This is a genomic window from Citrobacter sp. Cf088, from assembly GCF_030334295.1.
GTDB lineage: Bacteria > Pseudomonadota > Gammaproteobacteria > Enterobacterales > Enterobacteriaceae > Citrobacter > Citrobacter freundii.
Map to the genome: position 1 here is coordinate 1 of NZ_JAOWEE010000047.1, position 25,450 is coordinate 25,450.

The window sequence follows — 25,450 nt, forward strand, 5'->3', positions numbered from 1 at the left end:
GGAAGGTGCGAACAAGTTCCTGATATGAGATCATCATATTCATCCGGAGCGCATCCCAGAGGGACATCATGAGCCATCAACTCACCTTCGCCGATAGTGAATTCAGCACTAAGCGCCGTCAGACCCGAAAAGAGATTTTCCTCTCCCGCATGGAGCAGATTCTGCCATGGCAGAATATGACCGCTGTCATCGAGCCGTTTTATCCCAAGGCGGGCAATGGCCGACGGCCCTATCCGCTGGAGACCATGCTGCGTATTCACTGCATGCAGCATTGGTACAACCTGAGCGACGGTGCCATGGAAGATGCCCTGTACGAAATCGCCTCCATGCGCCTGTTTGCCCGATTATCCCTGGATAGCGCCCTGCCGGATCGCACCACCATCATGAATTTCCGCCACCTGCTCGAGCAGCATCAACTGGCCCGTCAATTGTTCAAGACCATCAATCGCTGGCTGGCCGAAGCAGGCGTCATGATGACCCAAGGCACTTTGGTGGATGCCACCATCATTGAGGCACCCAGCTCTACCAAGAACAAAGAGCAGCAACGCGATCCGGAGATGCATCAGACCAAGAAAGGCAATCAGTGGCACTTTGGCATGAAGGCCCACATTGGTGTCGATGCCAAGAGTGGCCTGACCCACAGCCTAGTCACCACCGCGGCCAACGAGCATGACCTCAATCAGCTGGGTAATCTGCTTCATGGAGAGGAGCAATTTGTCTCAGCCGATGCCGGCTACCAAGGAGCGCCACAGCGCGAGGAGCTGGCCGAGGTGGATGTGGACTGGCTGATCGCCGAGCGTCCCGGCAAGGTAAAAACCTTGAAGCAGCATCCGCGCAAGAACAAAACGGCCATCAACATCGAATACATGAAAGCCAGCATCCGTGCCAGGGTGGAGCACCCGTTTCGCATCATCAAGCGGCAGTTCGGCTTCGTGAAAGCCAGATACAAGGGGCTGCTGAAAAACGATAACCAACTGGCGATGTTATTCACCCTGGCCAACCTGTTTCGGGTGGACCAAATGATACGTCAGTGGGAGAGATCTCAGTAAAAACCGGAAATAACGCCAGAAATGGTGGAAAAAATAGCCTAAATAGGCTGATTCGATGTGTTTGCGGGAAAAAAATCGGCCCAGATCCGCGAAATTTTAATCAGCGAGTCAGCTTGGGAAGAAATGACCTGCTTATTCGCACCTTCCCTAACATCAGGCTGGCAATAACAGAAGAGGTCATTAATTTACGTTTCATGGATTTCCCTTGAATTACACACATCCGGCTCCAGCATCCTGCGGGATCCGTTTTCATTATCGACATTAAATGTCAGGCTAATTATCTCTGCATCCTGTAAAGATATATATCGCAAGAGAATTAGCTAACCTTTTACCCCGACTCTCCTGAGTATTTGATTTACTAATTATCCTTCGCGAATATGACTATTCGTCACAGCGATAAATTAAACATTTCAATTAATGAAAAATACCTGCAAATCCTTTTAATAGCCCTGGCTAATTCTTAATGGGATCTAAGAAAAGTCTTGGTTAATATTACCTAAATGCCGCCGTAATAGTACGTAACAGTCTGGTTTATGAAGCATTACCCATAAAGAACCCAGGGTGATGAGATGTTTCATTCACGTTAATTTTAATTAGCATGCTTATTATTTATTCGTAAGGCTTCAGCCTTTGTGCCGACACCATTTGCAGCCCGTGACGGCCCTGGCGCACATAAAAACGCAAACGAAAACTGACAGCACGTCCCGCTTCTGACAAAATAGTGGCATCCCCTTCGATTTAACGTAACAGACGGAATCCTCTCTCTGATGGCAGCAAAGATTATTGACGGTAAAACGATTGCGCAGCAGGTGCGCTCTGAGGTTGCTCAAAAAGTTCAGGCGCGTTTAGCGGCTGGATTACGCGCCCCAGGCCTGGCTGTTGTGCTGGTAGGCAGCAATCCGGCTTCGCAAATTTACGTCGCGAGTAAACGCAAAGCCTGCGACGAAGTGGGGTTCGTCTCCCGCTCCTATGACCTGCCCGAAACCACCAGCGAGGCGGAGCTTCTTGAGCTGATCGATACGCTCAATGCAGATACCACCATCGACGGTATTCTGGTACAACTGCCGTTACCTGCCGGTATCGACAACGTTAAAGTGCTGGAGCGTATTGCACCGGATAAAGACGTTGACGGTTTTCATCCGTATAACGTCGGTCGCCTGTGCCAGCGTGCGCCGCGCCTGCGTCCTTGTACCCCGCGCGGTATCGTGACCCTGCTTGAGCGTTACAACATCGACACCTACGGCCTTAATGCGGTCGTCATTGGCGCTTCAAACATCGTCGGTCGCCCAATGAGCATGGAACTGCTGCTGGCTGGCTGCACCACCACCGTCACCCATCGCTTCACCAAAGATCTGCGTCGCCACGTTGAGCATGCTGACCTGCTAATTGTTGCCGTCGGTAAACCGGGCTTTATTCCTGGCGAGTGGATCAAAGAAGGTGCGATTGTGATTGATGTCGGCATCAACCGTCTGGAGAATGGTAAGGTTGTTGGCGATGTGGTCTTTGAAGATGCTGCCGCACGCGCGTCATATATCACGCCGGTCCCCGGCGGCGTAGGCCCAATGACGGTCGCCACACTTATCGAAAACACGCTGCAGGCGTGTGTTGAATATCATGATGTAAAGGACGTTTAAGATGGCCACATTTTCACTGGGTAAACACCCGCATGTTGAACTCTGCGATCTGCTGAAGCTGGAAGGTTGGAGCGAAAGCGGCGCCCAGGCAAAAATTGCTATTGGCGAAGGGTTGGTGAAGGTCGATGGCGTTGTTGAAACGCGTAAACGATGCAAAATCGTTGCCGGACAGACCGTGAGCTTTGAAGGTCACAGCATTAGCGTCGTGGCGTGACCCTAAGTGCCGGATGAGGTAAACACCGTATCCGGCCACTTCTCCCTCTCGTTTTCAGATAATGACTTCATCCCCGCTTCACAGTGAACTGTTAGCATGTTGTTTTTCCACACGAAGCGATCATCATGCCCACTATTGTTACCCACGCAGCCGTTCCGCTCTGTTTAGGGTTAGGTCTCGGACTTAAAGTCATCCCCCCACGATTACTGTTTGCTGGCGTCGTTCTGGCTATGCTGCCAGATGCCGATGTGTTGTCATTTAAGTTCGGTGTCGCTTATGGCAATGTGTTTGGCCACCGGGGATTTACCCACTCACTGCTGTTCGCCTTCGTGGTACCGCTGCTCTGCGTGTTGACTGGCCGACGATGGTTTAAGGCGGGATTGATTCGCTGCTGGCTATTCCTGACGGTTTCACTGCTGTCACACAGTCTGCTGGATTCCGTTACGACAGGCGGCAAAGGCGTCGGCTGGCTGTGGCCATGGTCGGATGAACGCTTCTTTGCACCGTGGCAGGTGATTAAAGTCGCCCCGTTTGCGCTATCACGCTACGCCACACCGTATGGGCATCAGGTAATAACTTCGGAGTTGATGTGGGTGTGGCTGCCGGCCGTTATGATGATGGGTGTGCTGTGGTGGTACAAACGTCATTAATAGTGCCTGATGGCGCTACGCTTATCAGGCCTACCGATCATTCCATCGTAGGCCAGATAAGGCGTAAGCCGCCATCCGGCAATATAGAGCGTTACTTACGACGCCAGGTGGTGCCCTGCGGGCCGTCTTCCAGCACGATGCCCATCTCATTGAGACGGTCACGCGCGGCATCAGCTGCCGCCCAGTCTTTCGCTTTACGCGCATCTAAGCGCTGTTGGATTAACGCTTCAATTTCAGCAACTTCACCGTCATCCGTCTGCGCCCCGCTTTGCAGGAACGCTTCCGGATCCTGTTCCAGCAGTCCCAGCACGCTGGAGAGCTTGCGCAGATGCGCAGCCATACCGTTAGCCGCCGCCATATCTTCACCCTTCAGGCGGTTAACTTCACGCGCCATATCAAACAGCACGGAGTAAGCTTCCGGCGTGTTGAAGTCATCGTCCATCGCTTCAATGAAACGTGCTTCAAAGGCCTCGCCACCCGCAGGGGCAACGGATTTGTCGGTACCGCGCAGTGCAGTGTACAGACGCTCCAGCGCAGAACGCGCCTGTTTCAGGTTCTCTTCGCTGTAGTTGAGCTGGCTACGATAGTGACCCGACATCAGGAAGTAGCGAATGGTTTCGGCGTCGTAGTATTTCAGCACATCGCGCACAGTAAAGAAGTTGCCCAGCGATTTAGACATTTTCTCGCGGTCAACCATCACCATCCCGGAGTGCATCCAGTAATTAACGTACTCACCGTCATGCGCACAGGTGGACTGCGCGATTTCGTTTTCATGGTGCGGGAACATCAGGTCCGAACCGCCGCCGTGAATATCGAAATGGTTACCCAGTTGTTTGCAGTTCATCGCCGAACATTCGATGTGCCAGCCCGGACGACCAGCGCCCCATGGAGACGGCCAGCTCGGCTCGCCTTCTTTGGACATTTTCCACAGCACGAAGTCCATCGGGTTACGCTTCACATCAACCACGTCAACGCGAGCACCCGCCTGCAGCTGATCCAGATCCTGGCGTGATAGCTGACCGTAGTTCGGGTCAGTCGGCACGTCGAACATCACGTCGCCGTTATCAGCAACGTAAGCGTGACCTTTGGCAATCAGCTGCTCAGTGATTTCGATAATTTCAGCGATATGGTGCGTAGCGCGCGGCTCCAGATCCGGGCGCAGAATATTCAGCGCATCGAAATCGCTATGCATTTCCGCGATCATTCTGTCGACCAACGCGACAAAGCTTTCACCGTTTTCATTCGCGCGCTTGATGATTTTGTCATCAATATCGGTAATGTTGCGTACATACTTCAGCTTATAGCCGAGGAAGCGCAGGTAGCGCGCGACGACGTCGAAAGAAACAAAGGTACGTCCGTGGCCAATATGACAGAGATCGTAAACGGTAATACCACACACGTACATGCCGACTTCCCCAGCATGAATAGGTTTGAATTCCTCTTTTTGGCGCGTCAGTGTATTAAAGATTTTTAACATCGAAGATTCCGTGTAGACGTGTGTGGATAGTAAAGTCTGTATAATACCCATAATTTAGACCGGAAGCAGCACACTTTGCGAGGTGATCACAGCTTACGGTTATGCTATAACACACCCCTAACTCTGACCCTTGACGGGGTCGAAGCACCAATCTATCGGAACAGGATGCAAAAATGGTTACTTTCCACACTAATCACGGCGATATCGTAATCAAAACGTTTGATGATAAAGCGCCTGAAACAGTTAAAAACTTCCTGGACTACTGCCGCGAAGGTTTTTACAACAACACCATTTTCCACCGTGTTATTAACGGTTTCATGATCCAGGGCGGCGGTTTCGAGCCAGGCATGAAGCAAAAAGCCACGAAAGAAGCGATCAAAAACGAAGCGAACAACGGTCTGAAAAACACCCGTGGTACGCTGGCAATGGCGCGTACTCAGGCTCCGCACTCCGCAACCGCACAGTTCTTCATCAACGTTGCTGACAACGACTTCCTGAACTTCTCCGGTGAAAGCATGCAGGGTTGGGGTTACTGCGTGTTCGCTGAAGTTGTTGAAGGCATGGACGTGGTTGATAAAATCAAAGGCGTTTCCACCGGTCGCAGCGGTATGCACCAGGATGTGCCAAAAGAAGACGTTATCATCGAAAACGTGACCGTCAGCGAGTAATCGTGGCGACACTGTTTATTGCAGATCTTCATCTCTGCACAGAAGAACCGGCGATCACCGCCGGTTTTCTGCGTTTTTTAGCCGGAGATGCGCGAAAGGCCGATGCGCTATACATTCTCGGCGACCTGTTTGAAGCCTGGATTGGCGATGACGACCCGAATCCGCTGCATCATGAAATGGCCGCAGCGATAAAATCACTGGCTGATTCCGGCGTCCCCTGCTTTTTTATTCACGGCAACCGTGATTTTCTGCTCGGCAAACGTTTTGCCCGTGCGAGCGGCATGACCTTGCTTTCCGAAGAAAAAGTGCTCAACCTGTATGGCCGCAAGGTGCTGATCATGCATGGCGACACCTTATGCACCGACGACGCAGGCTATCAGGCGTTTCGCGCTAAAGTACATCAACCCTGGCTACAGAAGCTGTTTCTCGCCCTGCCCCTGTTTGTTCGCCAGCGCATTGCCGCAAAAATGCGCGCCAACAGTAAAGCCGCCAACAGCAGTAAATCGCTGGAAATCATGGATGTGAATCCGCAGGCCGTGATTAACGAGATGGAAAAACATCAGGTCCAGTGGTTAATTCACGGACATACACACCGTCCGGCTGTCCACGAACTCACGGCCAATGAGCAACCCGCTTTCCGCGTGGTATTAGGCGCATGGCATACCGAAGGCTCAATGGTAAAAGTCACGTCCAGCGACGTTGAGCTAATCGCGTTTCCGTTTTAATTCTGCAGATATCCAGTTCCTCTTTACACAAAACTATTCGAGTTGCATCGAGGCGGCAAATCTGTGAATCCCCAGGAGCTTACAAAAGTAAGTGACTGGGGTGAGCAGATGCAGCCAACAAAGAGGCAGCTTGAAGAGTAAAGTGTAAAGCGCGCAATCGTTTTCCTTGAAGGTTAATTATGCTATTCTCTGTGGCCTCAAAAGTCGAGTGTAGTGCACCACAGGAGTTTTCAGACGCATGTCTTCCCGCAATAATCCGGCGCGTGTCGCCATCGTGATGGGGTCCAAAAGCGACTGGGCTACCATGCAGTTCGCCGCCGAAATCTTCGAAATCCTGGACGTTCCGCATCATGTTGAAGTCGTCTCCGCCCACCGCACCCCAGACAAATTGTTCAGCTTCGCCGAAAGCGCTGAAGAGAACGGTTATCAGGTGATTATTGCGGGAGCCGGTGGCGCAGCGCATTTGCCAGGCATGATTGCGGCGAAAACGCTGGTGCCAGTTCTCGGCGTTCCGGTGCAAAGCGCAGCGTTGAGCGGTGTAGATAGCCTCTACTCCATTGTTCAAATGCCTCGCGGTATTCCCGTTGGAACACTGGCGATCGGCAAAGCGGGTGCAGCCAATGCGGCCCTGCTGGCAGCGCAAATTCTGGCTACACACGACAAAGCATTACACCAGCGTCTGGACGACTGGCGCAAAGCGCAAACCGATGAAGTGCTGGAAAACCCGGACCCGCGAGGTGCGGCATGAAGCAGGTCTGCGTACTCGGTAACGGTCAGCTAGGACGCATGCTGCGTCAGGCCGGCGAGCCGCTGGGCATTGCGGTCTGGCCCGTCGGGCTGGACGCTGAACCGGCAGCTGTCCCTTTTCAGCAAAGCGTGATCACCGCTGAGATTGAGCGCTGGCCGGAAACGGCACTCACCCGCGAACTGGCGCGCCACCCGGCGTTTGTTAACCGCGACGTCTTCCCGATTATTGCCGACCGTCTGACGCAAAAGCAGCTTTTCGACAAGCTCGGTCTGGCGACCGCGCCGTGGCAACTGCTGGCAGATAAAAGCGAATGGCCTGCGGTATTCGACAAACTGGGTGAGTTGGCGATCGTCAAGCGTCGCGTCGGCGGCTATGACGGCCGTGGACAGTGGCGTTTGCGCGCCAATGAAACCGCACAACTGCCGGATGATTGCTACGGCGAGTGCATCGTCGAGCGGGGAATCAACTTCTCTGGCGAAGTCTCACTGGTTGGCGCTCGGGCGCATGACGGCAGCACCGTTTTCTATCCGCTAACCCATAACCTGCATCAGGACGGCATTCTGCGCACCAGCGTGGTGTTCCCGCAGGCTAACGCCAGACAGCAGGCACAGGCTGAAGCGATGCTCTCCGCCATCATGCAGGAGCTGGGCTATGTCGGCGTGATGGCGATGGAGTGTTTCATCACCCCGGAAGGTCTGCTGATCAACGAACTGGCTCCGCGTGTGCACAACAGCGGACACTGGACGCAAAACGGCGCCAGCATTAGCCAGTTTGAGCTGCACCTGCGTGCCATTACCAACCTGCCGTTACCGACGCCGGTGGTGAACCATCCTTCGGTGATGGTAAACCTGATTGGTAGCGACCTGAACTACGACTGGCTGAAGCTGCCGCTGGTACACCTGCACTGGTATGACAAAGAAGTGCGTGAAGGGCGTAAGGTGGGTCACCTGAACCTGAGCGACAGCGATACCGCGCGCCTTAGCGCGACACTGGAAGCGCTTATCCCCCTGCTGCCGCCGGAATATGCCAGCGGTATTATCTGGGCGCAGTCAAAGCTGAAATAAGCCATTAATGCCGGGGAATGGATTTTATCCTTCCCCGGCCCCTCCCCTGGCGCGTAAAATCCCCTCCATTGCTGTTTTGTATTTTCAGGATCAAACATGAACGATGGAACGGACTATCGCGCAATTCTGCTCGCTGGTACGCCTTTAATCGATGTACGCGCCCCCGTCGAATTTCAGCAGGGCGCCATGCCGGGCGCAATAAACCTTCCCTTAATGAACGATGACGAACGTGCTGCCGTGGGTACCTGTTACAAACGTCAGGGGCCTGAGGCCGCCCTCGCGCTCGGCCATCAACTGGTCTGTGGCGAGACTCGCCAGCAACGCATGAAGGCCTGGCTGAATGCCTGTCGTCAAAATCCTGCGGGCTACTTATGCTGCGCGCGCGGCGGCCAGCGTTCGCACATTGTGCAGCAATGGCTGCACGAGTCCGGTACTGACTACCCGCTAATACAAGGCGGTTATAAAGCATTGCGTCAGGCGGCGATTCAACTGACTGAAGAGCTGGTACAAAAACCGATCGTCTTAATAGGCGGCTGTACCGGGAACGGTAAAACGCAGCTAGTGCAACAGCAGCCAAACGGTGTGGATCTCGAAGGTCTGGCGCACCATCGCGGTTCCTCGTTTGGTCGCACCGTTGAGCCGCAGCTGAGCCAGGCAAGCTTTGAAAACCTGCTGGCGGTCGAAATGCTGAAAACCGACAGCCGTCAGGATCTGCGTCTGTGGGTACTTGAGGACGAAGGCCGCATGATCGGCGCTAATCATCTGCCCGAATGTTTGCGCGAACGCATGAGCCAGGCTGCTATTGCGGTGGTGGACGATCCTTTTGAGCTACGGCTGGAGCGGCTGCGCGAAGAGTATTTTGTGCGCATGCACCACGATTTCACTCACGCTTATGGCGAGAGTCAGGGCTGGCAGGAGTACAGCGAGTATCTGCACCACGGTCTGTTTGCTATCCGCCGTCGTCTGGGTTTGCAACGTTTTGCCGAGCTGACCACCCTGCTCGACGTGGCTCTGCGCGAACAGCAGGCAACGGGCAGCACCGACGCGCATATGGGCTGGCTGGTGCCGTTGCTCAACGAGTATTACGACCCGATGTATCGCTATCAGCTGGAAAAGAAAGCCGCGAAAATCGTCTTTCACGGCTCATGGCAGGAGGTGGCTGACTGGCTTAGCGTACAGTAATCAATGTCTGTCGCGCTTGTCTGCGCGTTTCGCCAACCAGTCGCCCAGCACCTGAACGACTTGCACCAGAATAATCAGCGCCACCACGGTGACGATCATGACCTGGGTTTCGTAGCGGTAATAACCAAAGCGAATCGCCAGGTCGCCGACTCCACCGCCGCCAACGATACCGGCCATTGCGGAGTAACCGATCAGACTCACCAGCGTTATCGTCAGCCCACGCAGCAGACCCGCGCTCGCCTCCGGTAACAGAACGGTGCAGATGATGCGCATCGGGCTGGCGCCAAACGCTTCCGCCGCCTCGATAATGCCTTTATCGACTTCACGTAGCGCGCTATCAACCAGACGGGCATAGAAAGCAATTGCAGCTACCGAAAGTGGGACCGATGCCGCGATGGGTCCAATGGTATTGCCGAGCAAAAACTGGGTTAGCGGCAACAACAGAACCAGCAGGATCACAAACGGCACCGAGCGGATAATATTCACCAGCACGGAGCTGAGCAGATACACAAAACGGTTCTGCCAGAATAAATGCCGGTCGGTAACGAAAATAAGAAAACCGAGCGGCAGACCGCCAATAATCGCCAACAGCGTAGAGATGCTCAGCATCTGGAAAGTTTCATTAAACGCCAGCGTCAAATCAGGCAATAAATCATCCACGAATCACCTCCACCTGTGCAGTACGTTGACGAATATGTTCCACGGCGACATCCACCGCAGAAGGGTTATGCGGCGCGGTCAGTTGCACCACCAGAATCCCCAGCGCACGTTCGCCGATATATTCAATTTTGCCGTGCAGAATGTTCACCGCCACGCCAAATTTAACCGCCACTTCTGACAACACCGGCTGTTCTGCCGAATCGCCGATAAAAAGAATTTTCAGCAACTGGCCGGGCAGATGCTGGCGCAGACGCTCGGGTAGCGTCAGATTGAGGGTATGCGACACCAGTTGCTGAGTGAAAGCGTGCTGCGGGTGAGCAAAAACATCAAACACCTCACCAGACTCCACCACCTTGCCACCGGACATCACCGCCACGCGATCGCAAATCGATTTGATCACGTTCATCTCATGGGTGATCAGCACGATCGTGATCCCCAACTGTTGGTTGATCTGCTTAAGCAACGCCAGAATCGTGGCCGAGGTTTCGAGATCTAACGCGGAAGTGGGTTCATCACACAGCAGCACATCCGGGTGATTGGCAATTGCGCGGGCAATACCCACACGCTGCTTTTGCCCACCGCTGAGCTGAACCGGAAAACGGTTCGCCTTGTCTGACAGCCCCACCAGCGACAGGATTTCGCTCACGCGCGGGCCAATTTTACTGCGTTCCCATCCGGCAGCCTTCAGGCTAAAGGCGACGTTTTGTGCCACGGTACGGGTATGCATCAGATTAAAATGTTGAAAAATCATCCCGATACGCTGACGGGCTTTACGTAGATGCGCGCCTTCCAGTGCGGAAATTTCTACGCCGTTCACCTTCACGCTTCCCTGGCTCGGGCGAGTTAAGGCGTTCAGGGTGCGCAGTAGCGTACTTTTTCCCGCGCCGCTGGTCCCAACAATACCAAATATTTCACCTGCGCCAATGCGCAAGCTGACATCATCAACCGCGCGGGTTGACGGTCCACGGCCTGCGGCGAAGTCCACGCAAACCTTCTCTATCTCAATCATAGCCACCTCAGAAATGCGAAAAGGGCAGTCGTCGCTGCCCCTGTTAACCCTTGTGCGCAGCGATTATTGGGCTGCCGACATCCATTCCGGTTTCTGGAAGGCGCTGTAGATATTTTGCGGATCGTCGATCACCGCACGATACGCCGGAGATTTCACCGCCTCGATAATATCTTTCGCGAATGGTTTATCCGCATCTTCACTGCGTACCGCGATGATATTTTTCAGATTTTCGTCCAGGTGTTCCTGCTTGATGGCGCTGGCGAGATCCAGTTTTGCCGCTACGGCAAAGTTGCCGTTGACCAGCGCACCGGTCACACCGTCCAGCGTACGCGGCAGCTGTGCCGCTTCCAGCGGTTTAAACACCAGCCCTTTCGGGTTGCTGGCAATATCGCGCTCGGAGGCTTTAGTTGGATCGATGTTATCTTTGATGGTGATAAGGCCAATAGACTGCAGGAAACGCAGACCGCGAGCCAGGTTGGTGGGATCGTTGGAAAGCGTGATCACATCCCCTTTTTTCAATTCATCCAGGCTTTTGATTTTATGTGAGTAAAAACCCATCCCGGCCGTCGGGACCACAATCAGCTTGCTCAGCTTCAGGCCTTTATCGGCGGTGAATTTGTCAAAGTAGAGTGAATGCTGGAACAGGTTAGCATCGATGCTGCCATTGGAGAGCGCCATGTTAGGCTGCACGTAGTCGCTGAATTCGCGCACTACTACCTTATAGCCTTTCTCTTTCAGCGTAGGGGCAATGGCTTGTTTTACCATATCGCCGTACGGCCCAGGTGCGACGCCAAATACGATGGTGTGCGGATCACTGTTCGCATGAGCAAATTGTAATCCACAGGCCAGTAACAGCGCCCCGGTCGCGACGCGTAAACTCTGACGCAATCCCATAATCTCTCCATTTTAACGTTGTGGTGTCATGTCTCACGCCGTTCTTGCGGCGTTGTTCTTGTTGGCCTGTTAACAGGCTGATTGTTAACATGACACAGATCACAACCTGCTGTCCTTGAAATTATTTCATGATGTTGCAGAGTGTGTTTTTAAATGTGAGAAGGCATGAAAAAGCCGGATGTCGGCACAAGTGCCTTATCCGGCCTACAAATAACGCGATCCCCCTGCTCTCGTAGGCCCGATAAGCGCAAGCGCATCGGGCGGCAGGCGTTCGATTAGAAGTCGTAACGCAGACGCACCAGGTTCATGTCGCCCAGATTGTCGGTGCTGGAGGTGAAGACGTGTTCGTAATCCACACGGAAACCGTAATCCAGCTGGAAGCTGATACCCACACCGTTGTCGGTACGCAGGTAGTTACGGCCATTCACGTATTCAATACGATCGCCCATAAAGTATGGCTGCACGGATTTCAGCGCATACTGGCCAACCGGGAAGGTATATCCCGCAAAGTATTCCAGACCCCAGGCGTCACCGGCAAAATAGTCATTAACAGAGACTTTTTTGGTGGTCATGAAGTTTTGATACCAACCGCCGCCCAGCGAGAAAGTCCAGTTGTCCGGTTTCCAGCTCAGCGCAGTACCGACGATGTTTTGATCGTATGTTTTGCTGGTGTTGCCACGCATTTCCGCGCGGGTGTAGTTCCACGCCGTACCCCAGGTCAGGTCATCAGTGATGTGATAATCTACACCCAGGGAGCCGCCGCCCTTACGTTTGTAGCGCAAACCGTTGTTCGGGTTGTAGTCATCGCTGAACAGATAAGACGCGTAAAGATCAACATCGCCTACCGTATTTTTATACTTCAGTGACTTACGTGTACGATAGGAACCGTCGTAGTCGCCATTGATACCGTTACCTGGCGCCTGGCCGATCATGTCGTAGTCCCAGATATCCGTTTTCGCGCCAACCACATCATAGTAAATGCTGTTCTGTTGACCGAAGGTCAGCGTACCCCAGGTCGCGCTCTTCAGACCGGTGTACAGCATACGACGCGTAGTATCGTTGGCGCCGTTAGCATAGTGATTGTCCCAGTTGAACATCGCCGGGAAGTTAACGCCCAGCTCGTAATAGCTCACCCAACTGATGTCATCAAACAGATAGTAGTCAGCGGCGAAGCGGAAACGCGTTCCACCGTCGAAGCCATTACGTTTGTAGCCATTCTTACCATCGTCACCGGCCATATTCTGGAACTGCGGACGAATACTCCCGCCGACGGTGAAATTAAGACGGCTCAGCGGGTTGCCCGCCTGCGGATCTTGTTTCAGGACCGTGATTTCCGCCTGGGAGGCGAAAGTCGTTAATGCCACTGCTGCGCCGATCGATACCGCCAGCGCCGTTTTTTTTATAGTCATTATTTGTACCTTGATAGATAGCCTGCCAATTATTCAGCATACAAATATTAACGTTTATTAATACACTCGTGTTGTCGGGTTTTTATTGTTCTGTGCTGTTAAATATCAATGAGTTATCATTTTGTGCTACATAGATAAAAAAAAGCACCGATTTAAAAAAACCGGTGCGTAATCATCACGAATATGAATTAACTGCTGAACTGACGGAACAGCGCTTTGCCTTTAAGAAGACGTGAACCGAGCCATCCGCCACAGAGAGAGAGCAGCAATGCCCCACAAAGCGGCAACACAACCCACAGCCGCCAGTCTGGCTCCCAGGGGAAATCAAACACGCGGGTTTGCAGCACCGCCAGCGCAGTTTCCGCCCCGATGGCCGCCACCAGTCCGGCGACCATCCCGAGCATGGCGAACTCGCACCACAGCGTGGTACGCAGCAGCTTCTTGCCCGCGCCCAGCGTGCGCCAGACCACCAGTTCCTGATGACGCTGACGCATCCCGACCTGCACCTGCGCCAATAGCAGCAACATACCGCAAGCGGTGACCAGCACTACCATCACCTCCAGCGCGCGGCTCACCTGCTCCAGCACCTGACTCACCTGTTTGAGAATAGCGCCAATATCCAGCAGGCTGATAGTCGGGAATTCGCGGTTAAGCTGCGTCAGCATGCCGTTGCCGTTCTCCCAACGAAAGCTGGTTAACCAGCTTTGTGGCTGAGCATCCAGCGCGCCGGAAGGGAAGATAAAGAAAAAGTTTGGTCGCAGGCTTTCCCAGTCCACTTTGCGCAGACTGCTGACCGTGGCGCTGAAATCCTGGGTATCCCCCATAAAGGTCACCCGATCGCCAAGCTTAACGTTCAGCCGTTTCGCCAGCCCCTCTTCCATCGACACTTCGCCCGCTTTTGGCGGCCAGCTACCGGCAACGATCGGGTTATGATCCGGGCGGGTATCCTGCCAGGTCAGATTAAGCTCGCGGTTCAGCGCTTCATCCTGATTGCCTTCGGTCGATTTCTCATTGATCGCCGTCAGACGCGCCCGCACTATCGGGTAGAACGACTCAGGGATCACCTGATGCTCAGCAAGGAAAACCTTCAGCGGAGCCACCTGCTCGGTGGCAATGTTGATCAGAAAATAGTTTGGACTTTCCGGCGGCATTTGCTGCTGCCAGCGATCGAGGAGATCACCGCGCAGCACCAGCAACAGCGCCAGCAGCATAAAGGACAGCGAAAATGCCGACAGCTGGCTCAGCGTTGACCACGGCTGGCGCAACAGCCGGCTGACCGCCAAACGCAGCGGCAACGAGGTCAGCGTCAGACCACGCAGCAGGTTAAGCAGCATCCAGCCCAACACGCCGCACAGCAGCGCCAGCACCACCGCCCCGGCCAGTACCGCCCACAGCAGCATACTTCCGCCCATCAATCCGGCTAGCAGCGCAACCACAACTATCGTTGCTACGGGCAGATAGACCTGAAGCGGCCAGACGTTTGCCACCACGTCGCGACGCAGTACCCGCAGCGGCTGCGTCGCCAGCAGCAAGCGATAAGGGCGTAGCCCCACCAACAGAGAAATGACGGTCATCGTACCGAGTGCCCACAGCCACGGCCAAAGGCTGGCGGGCGGTAGCTCACCGGGCAGAACTGGCTTCAGTAATACCACCAGCACCCGCTCAAATAACAGCCCGAACAGCCCGCCGGTCAAGCCAGACAGCGCCAGCACCATCAGCCACTGGCCAATAATCAGCTTGCGCAGCTGCGCCCTGCCCGCACCGAGCGTTTTTAATATCGCCACCAAATCGTAACGACTGCGACAGTAATGATTCATCGCCACGGCAACGGCAGCAACCGCCAGCAGTAGCGTTAACAGTGCCGACAGCAGCAGGAACTGTTGCGAACGCTCCAGTGATTTCCCCAACGCCCCTTCATCCTGCTTCAGCCCATACCAACGCTGTTCCGGCTTTAACTGCGGAAGCAGCCATTTTTCATAGACTTCCAGTTGCTGTGGCGTACCGCCAAATTTATAGCGCCAGGTCACACGGCTTCCCGGCTGGACCGCCGCCGTTTTTTCGACATCCGCCATGTTCATCATCAGGCGCGGCGCTATCTGGAAGGGATTAAAACCGGAATCCGGTTCCTGCACCACTTCTCCGGCGATGCGCAGGGTGGCATCGCCAACGTCGATGGAATCACCGATTTTTAAGTTGAGTAGCGCCATCAGACGCGGGGCCAACAGCACTGAGCCCGGCTGCGGTTTCAGCCCCGGCGGATTGGTTTGCAGCGTGCCGTACATCGGATACACATCATCCACTGCTTTGACGTTCGCCAGTTGCGGCGTATCCCGGGCAAAGGTCATGGTGGCAAAGGTGAGCTGTTCACCCACCTTCAGACCACGCTGTCGCGCCTCGTCAATCCACGCTTTCGGTACGGCGCGCGAACTTTGCAGCGACCGATCGCCCGCCATAAACTCACGACTTTGCTGGCTCAACCCTTTTTCCATGCGATCGCTGATATTGCCAAGCGCCAGTACACAGGCCACCGCCAGGCTTAACGCCAGCCAGACAATCAGTAATGAAGGCGAGCGCCATTCGCGCCAGAACCAGCGTGCAATCATGCCTCCTCCTGCAACTGTCCGTTCACCAGGCGTAAACGCCTATCGCAACGCGCCGCCAGCTGCGGGTCATGGGTCACCAGAATCAGGGTGGTACCGTGTTCCCGGTTCAGAGAAAACAGCAGGTCGGCGATTTTGTCTCCGGTCTGGCGGTCCAGATTGCCCGTTGGTTCATCGGCAAACAGCACGTCAGGGCGTCCGTTAAACGCCCGTGCCAGCGCTACGCGTTGCTGCTCCCCGCCGGAAAGCTGGGCCGGAAGATGATCAAGACGTTTTCCCAACCCCAGTTGCTCCAGCAGCGTTTTTGCCCCGTCACGACTTTTTCCGCTATTTTCGCCGCGTAGCAGCGCGGGCAGTTCGACGTTTTCCAGCGCGTTGAGGGTTGGAATTAACATGAATGACTGGAAGACAAAACCCACGTGCCGCGCCCGCAGCTGCGCCCGGGCTTCTTCGTCCATAGTGTGCAGCGCCTGCCCCACCAGGCTGACTTCACCGCTGGTGCCATCGTCCAGCCCGGCGAGGATCGCCAGCAGCGTGGATTTCCCCGATCCCGACTCGCCAATCAACGCAATGGTCTCGGCGCGTTTGACAACCAGTTCAACTCCGGTAAGGATGGATAGCTCTTGATCACCCTGACCGACGGATTTCTTAAGATGATGAACTTCAACAATGTTTTCCGCTGGCATTGGCCTTTCCTGTTCCTGGTCCTGTTAACTTTCCGCGCCGCCGCTGCGGACACGTTATTAATTCTGGGTGACAGCCTGAGCGCCGGATACCGTATGTCCGCCAGCGCCGCGTGGCCTGCGCTACTTAATGATAAATGGCAAACCAAAACGCCAGTGGTGAATGCCAGCATTAGCGGCGACACCTCGCAGCAAGGTCTGGCCCGTCTGCCTGCATTACTCAAGCAGCACCAGCCGCGCTGGGTGCTGGTCGAACTTGGCGGTAACGATGGCCTGCGCGGCTTTGCGCCTGCGCAAACCGAACAAACCCTGCGCACGATTCTGCAGGATATCAAAGCGGCAAATGCCGAACCGCTGCTGATGCAAATTCGTCTGCCGGCAAACTATGGCCGCCGTTATAATGAAACCTTTAGCGCGATTTATCCAAAGCTCGCCAAAGAGTTTGATATTCCTCTGCTGCCATTTTTTATGGAAGAGGTTTATCTGAAACCCCAGTGGATGCAGGATGATGGTATTCATCCTAACCGTGACGCTCAGCCGTTTATTGCCGACTGGATGGCGCAACATCTCACTCCTCTAGTAAATCACGACTCATAAAACAACGGAGATCCTGACAGGTAAAGTTATGCAAAAATCGGTCTTAATAACAGGATGTTCCAGCGGAATCGGTCTGGAAAGCGCACTTGAACTAAAGCGCCAGGGTTTTCAAATTCTGGCAGGCTGTCGCAAACCTGACGATGTCGCGCGTATGAACAGTATGGGATTCACTGGCGTATTGCTGGATCTGGATTCACCCGAAAGCGTGGATCGTGCCGCCGATGAAGTGATCGCCCTGACCGATAATCGTTTATATGGGATCTTTAACAACGCCGGATACGGTGTCTATGGTCCCCTGCCCACCATCAGCCGTGAACAGATGGAACAGCAATTTTCCGCCAACTTCTTTGGCGCACATCAGCTTACCATGCGCCTGTTGCCCGCTATGCTCCCTCACGGCGAAGGACGTATCGTGATGACTTCATCGGTGATGGGATTGATCTCAACGCCAGGACGCGGCGCCTATGCCGCCAGCAAATATGCGCTGGAAGCCTGGTCCGACGCGCTGCGTATGGAACTGCGCCACAGCGGCATTAAGGTCAGCCTGATTGAGCCCGGCCCCATCCGTACCCGCTTTACCGAAAACGTTAACCAGACCCAGAGCGATGCTCCCGTGGAAAACCCCGGCATTGCCGCGCGTTTTACGCTGGGACCAGAAGCGGTTGTCGCCAAAGTACGTCATGCCTTTGAGAGCGATAAACCGAAGCTACGTTATCCGGTTACGCTGGTGACCTGGGCAGTGATGCTACTTAAACGCCTGTTGCCAGGCCGCATAATGGACAAAATTTTACAGGGTTGAGTTGAAGCACGCGCGTCAGCCCCCATGTAACAAGAAATCGACAAAAGAGAGTAACTCCATGTCCACACAGAATATTGTTAACATTAACGAATCGAACCTGCAGCAGACCCTTGAACAGTCGATGACCACGCCGGTCCTGTTCTATTTTTGGTCTGAGCGCAGCCAGCACTGCCTGCAATTGACGCCGGTACTGGAGAGCCTTGCCGCCCAGTACAACGGTCAGTTTATTCTCGCCAAGCTCGACTGCGACGCCGAGCAGATGATCGCTTCTCAGTTTGGCCTGCGCGCCATCCCTACGGTTTATCTGTTCCAGAACGGTCAGCCAGTAGACGGATTCCAGGGCCCGCAGCCGGAAGAGGTTATCCGCGCACTGCTGGAAAAAGTGTTGCCGAGCGAAGAAGAGCTGAAAGCGCGTCAGGCTATCGAATTCATCGAAGCCGGTAATCACGCGGATGCACTGCCGCTGCTGAAAGAAGCCTGGCAGATCTCCAACCAAAGCAGCGAAATTGGCCTGCTGCTGGCGGAAACGCAAATCGCCCTCAATCGTTCTGACGATGCCGAAGCGGTGCTGAAAACCATTCCGTTGCAGGATCAGGACACCCGCTATCAGGGACTGGTGGCGCAGATAGAACTGCTGAAGCAGGCGGCGGATACGCCGGAAATCCAACAGCTGCAGCAGCAAGTCGCCAGCAATCCGCAGGATGCGGTGCTGGCAACTCAACTAGCCATCCAGTTACATCAGGTCGGACGTAACGAGGAATCACTGGAACTGCTGTTCAGCCACCTGAAGAAAGATCTCACTGCTGCCGACGGTCAGGCACGTAAGACCTTCCAGGAGATCCTTGCCGCACTCGGAACCGGCGATGCGCTGGCCTCAAAATACCGCCGCCAACTGTACGCACTGTTGTACTAATCCGTTTGATTTTGCCCGATGGCGCTTGCGCTTATCGGGCATACAAATTCTACCAATACCGATCCCTCCGGCATCACATCACGTCTTCTTCAAATGCGTTACGACTAATTGGTGGCGCGAATTATAGAACTTCCGATAAGTCAGGTAGCAGGCAATAATGGTCGACAGGCTGGCGGTAGAAAGCAGCATAAACGTCACCATAATCTGATATTTAATCGCTTTTACTGGATCAATACCCGCGAAGATCAACCCGGACATCATCCCCGGTAAACTTACCAGCCCTACCGTTTTTGCAGAGTCGATCGTTGGGATCAGCGAGGCGCGAATGCTGTCGCGAATCAGCGGCGCAGAGGCCACTTTCGGCGTCGCGCCGAGGCTAAGTTTTTCCTGAATTTGCTGCTGTTCGCTGTTAAACCGCTGTCCCAGATTGTTGTAACACAGCCCCACTGCCACCATCGCATTGCCTGCAATCATGCCGGAGATCGGGATGACCTGCATCGGCGTGAACTCGATAGAGCCAGACAAAACCAGCACCGCCAGCGTTAGCCCCGCCCCCACCGTGATAGCGATAAACGACGAGAGGAAAGCTTTATCAATATATTTACTGCGCTTTTGTGCGTTATAAGCCGCGTTAAAGCAGATAAACAGCACCATCAGTAAGGTCAGAATACTGTGGTTAACGCCAAAAATATATTTCAGCACATAGCCGACGATAATCAGCTGAACCACTGCCCGGCAAACGCTCCAGAGAATATCTTTCTCCAGCGCCAGTTTTTCTTTGTGGCTAATCAGGATCGCCACCACCACCAGCATCATCGCTAATGCCAGGGACTCATTGGTAATATTATGCTCGTTCATTGCGTGCTTCCTGCATTTCTCCGGCGTGCGGTTGAAGGGTTATGACATTATCCGCATGCGTAATTTCATCTTTGTCGTGCGTCACCCACAGCACCGCAATATTCTTATCGCGAACATAGTGGTGAATTAATTCGTTCACATTACGTTTATTAGCCTCATCCAGCGCGCTGGTGATTTCATCAAGCAGCAGAATTTTGGGCAGAAACTGCAAATTACGAATTAGCGAGACGCGCTGCTTCTCGCCACCGGACAGCTCATTGATGCTTTTTTTGAGGATCGTCTCGGGGAGATCAAAATGGGCCAGATCGCTCAGAAACGCATCCGGCTCCGGACGTTTGTTACGGATTTGCCAGGGGAAAATGAGGTTGTCGTAAACGGTGTCACCAAATAAAGCAGGCGTTTGCGCACAATAGGAGACCTGCTGGCGATACGTTTCCGGCTTGAGGGTATTTATCTCCTTGCCTTCAAAGAGAATTTCACCGGCAGTCGGACTCATTAATGACGCCACAATCTTGAGTAACGTACTTTTCCCACAGCCGGACTGGCCGGTAATCAGCTTAAATTCTCCGGCGCGGAGATCAAAACAGATGTTATTGAGAACCTGCGTCTCCCCTGCCTGCCATGCGACATTTTTTAACTGAAGCAAAATACTGCTTTCTTCCATTACCCATTCCTTTTTTACATCTTTCGTGCAGACAGTCTATGCCTGTAATTTATTATAAGGGAGCCCACCTTGATAAATCGGGTATAATTTGATTAATGAGGCAGTAAAGGACAGCACAACAGGAGGTTTCATCAATGCTCATTTTTATTCCTATTCTTATTTTTGTCGCGCTGGTGATCGTCGGCGCTGGCGTCAAAATCGTCCCGCAGGGATATCAGTGGACGGTAGAGCGTTTTGGCCGTTACACCAAAACCCTGCAACCGGGTTTAAGCCTTGTTGTGCCGTTCATGGACCGCATTGGTCGTAAGATCAACATGATGGAACAGGTGCTTGATATCCCTTCTCAGGAAGTCATCTCCAAAGATAACGCCAACGTCGCAATTGATGCCGTGTGCTTTATTCAGGTGATCGACGCGCCGAAAGCGGCCTATGAAGTCAGCAACCTGGAACTGGCGATTATCAACCTGACCATGACCAACATTCGTACCGTTCTCGGTTCGATGGAACTCGATGAAATGCTCTCCCAACGCGACAACATCAACACGCGCCTGCTGCATATTGTTGATGAAGCCACGAATCCCTGGGGCATCAAAATCACCCGTATCGAGATCCGCGACGTGCGTCCTCCGGCAGAACTTATCGACGCGATGAACGCGCAGATGAAAGCCGAACGTACCAAGCGCGCCTACATTCTTGAGGCCGAAGGGATCCGTCAGGCAGAAATCGTCAAGGCAGAAGGTGAGAAACAGTCGAAGATCCTTAAAGCGGAAGGTGAACGCCAGTCCGCGTTTTTACAGGCTGAAGCGCGTGAACGTTCAGCAGAAGCCGAAGCTCGCGCAACGCAGATGGTGTCTGAGGCCATTGCTGCTGGGGATATTCAGGCAGTGAACTACTTCGTGGCACAGAAATACACCGAAGCGCTGCAGCATATCGGCTCGTCGAATAACAGCAAAGTGGTGATGATGCCGCTGGATGCCAGCAGCCTGATGGGCTCTATTGCCGGGATCGCCGAACTGGTTAAGGACAGCGCCAGCGAGCGGAAAAAATCATGATAGCGATGATTCTGGTGCACCCGCACATCTTCTGGCTCAGCCTCGGCGGTTTGCTACTCGCCGCCGAGATGCTGGGCGGCAACGGCTATCTGCTGTGGAGCGGCGTGGCAGCGGTGATTACCGGTCTGGTCGTCTGGCTCGTTCCGCTAGACTGGGCGTGGCAGGGGGCAATGTTCGCCGTCCTCACCCTGCTGGCGGCGTGGCTGTGGTGGAAATGGCTGGCAAGGCGCGTTCAGGAGCAGAAACCCGCCGACAGCCATCTTAACCAGCGCGGACAGCAGCTGGTTGGCCGACGATTTATTCTGGAAACCGCCCTGGTCAATGGTCGCGGACACATGCGCGTCGGCGATAGCTCATGGCCCGTTAGCGCCAGCGACGATTTGAGCGCCGGAACGCAGGTTGAAGTCATTGCCGTTGAAGGGATAACCCTGATTATTAAAGCGGTATCACACTAAAAAGACAGGAAATAAGACTATGGTCAGGAAGACACCCCTTGCCTTTGCCCTTTGCACATTACTGACCGCCGCCCCGCAGGCATTCGCCTCTTTCGATATGGAAGACTGCAAATGGAGCGACGACAGCTGCCTGCTGAAAGGCATGCCGACCTTCAACCCTGAAAACGACAGTCGCGACAACCTGCTGCGGCTGCTGAGCCAGGAAAAATCATTTGCTCTGCCGGTGCAATCAATGCCAGCAGATATCACCCGCTCCCGGGATTTCTATTTTGCCTATCACCCGCAATGGGATGAGGCAACCTCGCAGCCAGCCGCTGCTCCGGCATCCGCCGCAGACAGCCCACTCTCCCGACAGATGGCCGAACTGAACATTAGCGCAGACGAAATAAACGTCAACGACGCTGAGCTTGAGAACCGTCATGTTTCGAATAACACCGAGAGCGTCAGCGCATTTTTTGCCGCACTGCTGGCCGACTCGACGTTAACGGCGGAACAGCGCCAGGCCTTAGCCCAGGCGCGTACGGGGCTGCTATCCGGGGCAACCCGCGAGCAAATTGAGTCTTCACTTGCCACCCTCCCGGCTGATTCATCGGCTCAGTCCTATAAAAATTATCTGGCCGCAGCTGCCAGTTTCTATGCCGGTGATTATGCCAGCGCCGAACGGGATTTCACTCAGCTTGCCAAAAGTGAGCGCCCGTGGCTGGCAGAGACCGCGCAATACATGCTGATGCGTGCGGCCTTGAACAAGAGCAGCCAGAACAGCGTAGGCGAGTACGGCGATTTTGATATTGCAAAAATTAACCGCGAGGACGCGACTCAGGCTCAGACACAGGCACAAGCCTACCTGCAACGCTTCCCGCAAGGCCTGTATGCCGACTCCGCGCGCGGTATGCTGCGTCGCATCAACTGGTATTTACAGGCGTGGCCGCAGCTGGCCGGGTTGTATGAGCAGACGCTCCAGCAGTCGGCTGACGCTCGGCAACTGCGAGAAATAGTCATCGAATACGATAATGTCTACGGTATGGCGTTCTACGAACAGTCCGTGGTGGAAGCATTCCCCGATGCGCCGCTTGTCAGCTATATCGAACTGCTGCGCGCGCTGCGTCTGGATAACAACAGTAAACCCACGCTGACCCAGGCGCAGCTCGATGCCAGCAAACCGGTGTTTGAGCAGAGCCAAAAACTGCCGCTATGGCGCGATCTGCAACTGAATCTGTGGCTGGCGACGGAGAACTACGCGGCGATTATTCAGGCAGTTACGCCAGCGCAGAAACTTGCCGTTCACGATACCCTCGCCTTCAGCGAACAAGTGCTGTACGGCGAAGCGCTGATGGGCCAGAAGAACTGGCGCGCGGCGCGTGATTTCTGGCAGCAGTTGCTAAAACTCAGCCAGAACAACGAACAGCAGCAGTATGTACAGGCTAAGCTCGCCGCAACGCTGGTTTATAGCGGCGACGTGGCGGCGGTTTTTGCCCCAGAAAGCGCAGTAACCAACCTGCGTTTTCGCTCGCAGATACTGAAAACACAGGCCTCGCCTGAACTGCTGCGCCAGCAGGCCGTCCATGGACCTAACAATGAAGAGCGTACCATCGCCCTGCATACGCTGCTGGTACGCGATCTTACCGAAAACCGCTTTGGCGACTGGTTGAATGACAGAAAACTGGCCAGCGCCATTACTCCGCCGGTTATTGGCGACGCGTTTGATGACGTTAATCTGAGTATTTTCGACTGGAACGGCGACGCTGCCGAGCGCGGTTACACCTGTCGCACCCTCAATGAAACGGTAACGGTATTGAGCAAAAAAGCGGATGATGCCCACGCGCTGAACTGCTTAGGCGAATTCTTCCGCACCACGCAAACCCACGTCGATTTGTGGAAAAACAGTGCTGGCAACGACGTTCTTGAATCAGCAATATCGCGCAAGGAGCCGTTCGGTCAGTTCGACAGGCAACGCTACTATCAGCAGGTGATCACTTCGCCGAAAGCAGAGGTTGAAGACAAGAGCTTCGCGCTGTATCGCGCCATCATGTGCTATGCGCCGTCAGGCTCTAACGAGTGCGGCGGTGAGGAAGTGGATAAACTGCAGCGTAAAGGCTGGTTCACCCAACTGAAAACGCAGTATCCGGGAAGTCCGTGGGCGCAAAAACTCAAATACTACTGGTAACCGCGCTGCTGACAGGCCAGCCGCAGGCGGCGGATATCGTCGCCGCCCGTGAGCATCCGGCCTTCTGGCTGTGGTCCGGCGTGAAGGCCAGTGATGAGCTGAAAGACGCACAAACGGTCTATCTGCATCAGGGTGAGGTGCTGGTTCGTTCGGGTAACGTGGTTTTCCAGCGTCTCGGGCTGCCGGTCAGCCGCCTGTCTTTTCCCTCGATCTGGCTGACCGTGCGCTTTACCACGCTCGACGTACCGGAGGCGATCCCGGCTCGCATCATAAGATTGATGCAACGCTGGCAGGCCGCCGGGAATCATGTAGTCGGCCTGCAGGTTGATTTTGACGCGGCGACCCATCAGCTTGCCGATTACGCCCGCTTTCTGCAGCAATTACGCCAACAGTTACCGGCCGAGTTTGCACTTGGCGTGACTGGACTGCTGGATTGGGCAAAAACGGGCGACGTCGCCACGCTGAATGCGCTGGCGGTCGATGAACTGGTGGTCCAGAGCTATCAGGGCCGTCATACGGTAACGAATTATCAGGCGTATCTGCCCGCACTCAGTCGTCTGCGCATTCCGTTTAAGCTGGGGCTGGTGCAAAACGGTAGCCGGGACCCGCAGGCTGAAGCGCAGCTTGAGAAATCCCCGTGGTACCACGGCACGGTGGTATTTATGCTTAATCCCCCTCGCCGTTAAGCCTTCGCTTTATGGTGGCAGCAGCCGGAGAGGTTATCAATGATCGGGCATTCGGCGCTGTCATCGCCAGGGCAACTCTCCGCCAGTGCCAGCAAATGCAAGCGCATGGCCTGCAGCTCGCTGATATGCCGCTCAATGTCCGCGACCTTTTCTAAGGTACGCTTTTTCACATCTGCGCTATGACGCGCCGGATCGTTAAACAGATTCACCAGTTCGCCGCACTCTTCGAGATTAAAACCCACCTGGCGTGCCTGGCGCAGCAGCGTAAGTTCATTCAGATGCTGTTGGTTGTATGTGCGATAGCCATTTTCGCTACGCAGCGGCGGCGTCACTAAGCCTTTTTCTTCATAAAAGCGTATCGCTTTGCTGGTCAAACCGGTTCTTTTCGCAACATCGCTAATATTCACATTTCCCCCGCGGATCTTGTTGGTACTGAGCCCATTATAGCCCAGATTGTCCTGATGATTTACCCGTGAACCCTGCACATTCCCCACCCTCACCACGATGCACAAATCCTTTTAATTCACATTGTTATATCCGATTTAGATCACATTTATGCATTTAATGACTGCACGAAATTGACTCAAATCAAAAGA

General features: G+C 54.2%; 26 protein-coding genes. 16 read left to right on the plus strand and 10 right to left on the minus strand.

Translation table 11 applies throughout. The features are described from left to right. The first annotated feature begins 68 nt into the window (after positions 1-68). From OGV71_RS09870 to OGV71_RS09885, 4 genes are all read left to right on the plus strand, one after another. Positions 69-1,049, plus strand: coding sequence for an IS5-like element ISKpn26 family transposase (locus OGV71_RS09870; RefSeq protein ID WP_000019445.1), 981 nt, complete (start codon positions 69-71; stop codon positions 1,047-1,049). Positions 1,050-1,816: 767 nt separating this feature from the next. After that, on the plus strand, positions 1,817-2,683 hold the full coding sequence (gene folD / locus OGV71_RS09875) for a bifunctional methylenetetrahydrofolate dehydrogenase/methenyltetrahydrofolate cyclohydrolase FolD (RefSeq protein WP_003021887.1): 867 nt from the start codon (positions 1,817-1,819) through the stop codon (positions 2,681-2,683). Position 2,684: 1 nt separating this feature from the next. After that, positions 2,685-2,897, plus strand: coding sequence for a ribosome-associated protein YbcJ (ybcJ, locus tag OGV71_RS09880; protein ID WP_003021885.1), 213 nt, complete (start codon positions 2,685-2,687; stop codon positions 2,895-2,897). Positions 2,898-3,022: 125 nt separating this feature from the next. Then, positions 3,023-3,547, plus strand: a complete 525-nt coding sequence (locus tag OGV71_RS09885) for a metal-dependent hydrolase (protein WP_204583950.1) — start codon at positions 3,023-3,025, stop codon at positions 3,545-3,547. A gap of 91 nt (positions 3,548-3,638) precedes the next feature. Here OGV71_RS09885 and cysS read toward each other — a convergent pair whose 3' ends face one another. After that, entirely contained in the window at positions 3,639-5,024 is a 1,386-nt protein-coding gene (cysS, locus tag OGV71_RS09890) for a cysteine--tRNA ligase (protein WP_085047594.1), read from the minus strand. 173 nt (positions 5,025-5,197) lie between these two features. On the opposite strand from cysS, the gene ppiB reads away from it, so the two are divergent. The 5 genes from ppiB to mnmH all read left to right on the plus strand — a co-directional run bounded on the left by ppiB (position 5,198) and on the right by mnmH (position 9,411). After that, positions 5,198-5,692, plus strand: coding sequence for a peptidylprolyl isomerase B (ppiB, locus tag OGV71_RS09895; protein WP_003021875.1), 495 nt, complete (start codon positions 5,198-5,200; stop codon positions 5,690-5,692). A 2-nt stretch (positions 5,693-5,694) separates the two neighbouring features. Next, positions 5,695-6,417 (plus strand): UDP-2,3-diacylglucosamine diphosphatase, encoded by a 723-nt coding sequence (gene lpxH / locus OGV71_RS09900; protein WP_204583952.1) that lies wholly within the window; start codon positions 5,695-5,697, stop codon positions 6,415-6,417. 238 nt (positions 6,418-6,655) lie between these two features. Beyond that, positions 6,656-7,165 (plus strand): 5-(carboxyamino)imidazole ribonucleotide mutase, encoded by a 510-nt coding sequence (gene purE / locus OGV71_RS09905; protein WP_003835756.1) that lies wholly within the window; start codon positions 6,656-6,658, stop codon positions 7,163-7,165. Beyond that, positions 7,162-8,229, plus strand: coding sequence for a 5-(carboxyamino)imidazole ribonucleotide synthase (gene purK, locus OGV71_RS09910; RefSeq protein ID WP_204583954.1), 1,068 nt, complete (start codon positions 7,162-7,164; stop codon positions 8,227-8,229). Before purE ends, purK begins: the two co-directional genes overlap by 4 nt. A gap of 96 nt (positions 8,230-8,325) precedes the next feature. Further along, a complete protein-coding gene (gene mnmH, locus OGV71_RS09915; RefSeq protein ID WP_061547893.1) occupies positions 8,326-9,411 on the plus strand; it encodes a tRNA 2-selenouridine(34) synthase MnmH in 1,086 nt (361 codons plus the stop codon). Here mnmH and OGV71_RS09920 read toward each other — a convergent pair whose 3' ends face one another. From OGV71_RS09920 to ybbA, 6 genes are all read right to left on the minus strand, one after another. Then, complete coding sequence (locus tag OGV71_RS09920; RefSeq protein ID WP_003021866.1) at positions 9,412-10,071, minus strand: methionine ABC transporter permease; 660 nt, start codon at positions 10,069-10,071, stop codon at positions 9,412-9,414. Beyond that, positions 10,064-11,080: a methionine ABC transporter ATP-binding protein gene (gene sfbB / locus OGV71_RS09925; RefSeq protein WP_204583958.1), complete on the minus strand. Its 1,017-nt coding sequence runs from the start codon at positions 11,078-11,080 to the stop codon at positions 10,064-10,066. Before sfbB ends, OGV71_RS09920 begins: the two co-directional genes overlap by 8 nt. Positions 11,081-11,143: 63 nt before the next feature. Continuing rightward, positions 11,144-11,974, minus strand: a complete 831-nt coding sequence (locus OGV71_RS09930) for a MetQ/NlpA family ABC transporter substrate-binding protein (protein ID WP_071696856.1) — start codon at positions 11,972-11,974, stop codon at positions 11,144-11,146. Between the two features lie 275 nt (positions 11,975-12,249). Further along, complete coding sequence (locus tag OGV71_RS09935; protein WP_003021860.1) at positions 12,250-13,383, minus strand: porin; 1,134 nt, start codon at positions 13,381-13,383, stop codon at positions 12,250-12,252. Between the two features lie 188 nt (positions 13,384-13,571). Beyond that, positions 13,572-15,986, minus strand: a complete 2,415-nt coding sequence (gene ybbP / locus OGV71_RS09940; protein ID WP_286533152.1) for a putative ABC transporter permease subunit YbbP — start codon at positions 15,984-15,986, stop codon at positions 13,572-13,574. Further along, on the minus strand, positions 15,983-16,669 hold the full coding sequence (ybbA, locus tag OGV71_RS09945) for a putative ABC transporter ATP-binding protein YbbA (protein WP_048233212.1): 687 nt from the start codon (positions 16,667-16,669) through the stop codon (positions 15,983-15,985). The genes ybbP and ybbA overlap by 4 nt, the downstream gene beginning before the upstream one ends. Here ybbA and tesA point away from each other — a divergent pair. The 3 genes from tesA to OGV71_RS09960 are packed head-to-tail and all read left to right on the plus strand — an operon-like array spanning position 16,640 to position 18,975. Continuing rightward, complete coding sequence (gene tesA / locus OGV71_RS09950; RefSeq protein ID WP_071696929.1) at positions 16,640-17,263, plus strand: multifunctional acyl-CoA thioesterase I/protease I/lysophospholipase L1; 624 nt, start codon at positions 16,640-16,642, stop codon at positions 17,261-17,263. The two genes, ybbA and tesA, sit on opposite strands and share 30 nt — an antisense overlap. A gap of 28 nt (positions 17,264-17,291) precedes the next feature. Then, entirely contained in the window at positions 17,292-18,062 is a 771-nt protein-coding gene (locus OGV71_RS09955) for an SDR family oxidoreductase (protein WP_003835790.1), read from the plus strand. A 58-nt stretch (positions 18,063-18,120) separates the two neighbouring features. Beyond that, complete coding sequence (locus tag OGV71_RS09960) at positions 18,121-18,975, plus strand: co-chaperone YbbN (protein WP_003021844.1); 855 nt, start codon at positions 18,121-18,123, stop codon at positions 18,973-18,975. A 78-nt stretch (positions 18,976-19,053) separates the two neighbouring features. On the opposite strand, the gene fetB is transcribed toward OGV71_RS09960, so the two are convergent. Both fetB and fetA read right to left on the minus strand, forming a co-directional pair. Further along, on the minus strand, positions 19,054-19,833 hold the full coding sequence (gene fetB, locus OGV71_RS09965; protein WP_003835795.1) for an iron efflux ABC transporter permease subunit FetB: 780 nt from the start codon (positions 19,831-19,833) through the stop codon (positions 19,054-19,056). After that, on the minus strand, positions 19,820-20,497 hold the full coding sequence (gene fetA / locus OGV71_RS09970) for an iron efflux ABC transporter ATP-binding subunit FetA (RefSeq protein WP_058842536.1): 678 nt from the start codon (positions 20,495-20,497) through the stop codon (positions 19,820-19,822). The genes fetB and fetA overlap by 14 nt, the downstream gene beginning before the upstream one ends. A gap of 134 nt (positions 20,498-20,631) precedes the next feature. Between fetA and OGV71_RS09975 the strand changes: the two genes are divergently transcribed. Genes OGV71_RS09975 through OGV71_RS09990 form a run of 4 tightly spaced genes read left to right on the plus strand, consistent with a single transcriptional unit; the run spans position 20,632 to position 24,854 of the window. Further along, positions 20,632-21,549 (plus strand): SPFH domain-containing protein, encoded by a 918-nt coding sequence (locus OGV71_RS09975; protein ID WP_003021835.1) that lies wholly within the window; start codon positions 20,632-20,634, stop codon positions 21,547-21,549. Then, the gene (locus tag OGV71_RS09980) at positions 21,546-22,004 is read left to right on the plus strand and encodes an NfeD family protein (protein ID WP_003021832.1); all 459 of its coding nucleotides are present in this window, start codon (positions 21,546-21,548) and stop codon (positions 22,002-22,004) included. The genes OGV71_RS09975 and OGV71_RS09980 overlap by 4 nt, the downstream gene beginning before the upstream one ends. A 19-nt stretch (positions 22,005-22,023) precedes the next feature. After that, positions 22,024-24,168 (plus strand): PA5441 family protein, encoded by a 2,145-nt coding sequence (locus OGV71_RS09985; RefSeq protein WP_204583962.1) that lies wholly within the window; start codon positions 22,024-22,026, stop codon positions 24,166-24,168. Next, positions 24,138-24,854, plus strand: coding sequence for a DUF3142 domain-containing protein (locus OGV71_RS09990; RefSeq protein ID WP_204583963.1), 717 nt, complete (start codon positions 24,138-24,140; stop codon positions 24,852-24,854). Before OGV71_RS09985 ends, OGV71_RS09990 begins: the two co-directional genes overlap by 31 nt. Here the strand turns inward: OGV71_RS09990 and cueR are convergent. Then, positions 24,851-25,261 carry a Cu(I)-responsive transcriptional regulator gene (gene cueR, locus OGV71_RS09995; RefSeq protein WP_003021822.1) on the minus strand — a complete coding sequence of 137 codons (411 nt, stop codon included), beginning with the start codon at positions 25,259-25,261 and terminating at the stop codon, positions 24,851-24,853. The genes OGV71_RS09990 and cueR overlap by 4 nt on opposite strands. Positions 25,262-25,450 lie beyond the last annotated feature (189 nt).

Excerpts from the sequence above, each read along its gene's own strand:
- OGV71_RS09885 (WP_204583950.1), top strand. The coding sequence starts at position 3,023 with ATGCCCACTATTGTTACCCACGCAGCCGTTCCGCTCTGTTTAGGGTTA.
- tesA (WP_071696929.1), top strand. The coding sequence starts at position 16,640 with ATGAACTTCAACAATGTTTTCCGCTGGCATTGGCCTTTCCTGTTCCTG.
- ybcJ (WP_003021885.1), top strand. The coding sequence starts at position 2,685 with ATGGCCACATTTTCACTGGGTAAACACCCGCATGTTGAACTCTGCGAT.
- fetB (WP_003835795.1), bottom strand. The coding sequence starts at position 19,833 with ATGAACGAGCATAATATTACCAATGAGTCCCTGGCATTAGCGATGATG.
- ybbA (WP_048233212.1), bottom strand. The coding sequence starts at position 16,669 with ATGCCAGCGGAAAACATTGTTGAAGTTCATCATCTTAAGAAATCCGTC.
- OGV71_RS09975 (WP_003021835.1), top strand. The coding sequence starts at position 20,632 with ATGCTCATTTTTATTCCTATTCTTATTTTTGTCGCGCTGGTGATCGTC.
- cysS (WP_085047594.1), bottom strand. The coding sequence starts at position 5,024 with ATGTTAAAAATCTTTAATACACTGACGCGCCAAAAAGAGGAATTCAAA.
- fetA (WP_058842536.1), bottom strand. The coding sequence starts at position 20,497 with ATGGAAGAAAGCAGTATTTTGCTTCAGTTAAAAAATGTCGCATGGCAG.
- OGV71_RS09980 (WP_003021832.1), top strand. The coding sequence starts at position 21,546 with ATGATAGCGATGATTCTGGTGCACCCGCACATCTTCTGGCTCAGCCTC.
- OGV71_RS09930 (WP_071696856.1), bottom strand. The coding sequence starts at position 11,974 with ATGGGATTGCGTCAGAGTTTACGCGTCGCGACCGGGGCGCTGTTACTG.
- folD (WP_003021887.1), top strand. The coding sequence starts at position 1,817 with ATGGCAGCAAAGATTATTGACGGTAAAACGATTGCGCAGCAGGTGCGC.
- purE (WP_003835756.1), top strand. The coding sequence starts at position 6,656 with ATGTCTTCCCGCAATAATCCGGCGCGTGTCGCCATCGTGATGGGGTCC.
- OGV71_RS09960 (WP_003021844.1), top strand. The coding sequence starts at position 18,121 with ATGTCCACACAGAATATTGTTAACATTAACGAATCGAACCTGCAGCAG.
- mnmH (WP_061547893.1), top strand. The coding sequence starts at position 8,326 with ATGAACGATGGAACGGACTATCGCGCAATTCTGCTCGCTGGTACGCCT.
- OGV71_RS09955 (WP_003835790.1), top strand. The coding sequence starts at position 17,292 with ATGCAAAAATCGGTCTTAATAACAGGATGTTCCAGCGGAATCGGTCTG.
- ppiB (WP_003021875.1), top strand. The coding sequence starts at position 5,198 with ATGGTTACTTTCCACACTAATCACGGCGATATCGTAATCAAAACGTTT.
- OGV71_RS09985 (WP_204583962.1), top strand. The coding sequence starts at position 22,024 with ATGGTCAGGAAGACACCCCTTGCCTTTGCCCTTTGCACATTACTGACC.
- OGV71_RS09870 (WP_000019445.1), top strand. The coding sequence starts at position 69 with ATGAGCCATCAACTCACCTTCGCCGATAGTGAATTCAGCACTAAGCGC.
- sfbB (WP_204583958.1), bottom strand. The coding sequence starts at position 11,080 with ATGATTGAGATAGAGAAGGTTTGCGTGGACTTCGCCGCAGGCCGTGGA.
- purK (WP_204583954.1), top strand. The coding sequence starts at position 7,162 with ATGAAGCAGGTCTGCGTACTCGGTAACGGTCAGCTAGGACGCATGCTG.
- ybbP (WP_286533152.1), bottom strand. The coding sequence starts at position 15,986 with ATGATTGCACGCTGGTTCTGGCGCGAATGGCGCTCGCCTTCATTACTG.
- OGV71_RS09935 (WP_003021860.1), bottom strand. The coding sequence starts at position 13,383 with ATGACTATAAAAAAAACGGCGCTGGCGGTATCGATCGGCGCAGCAGTG.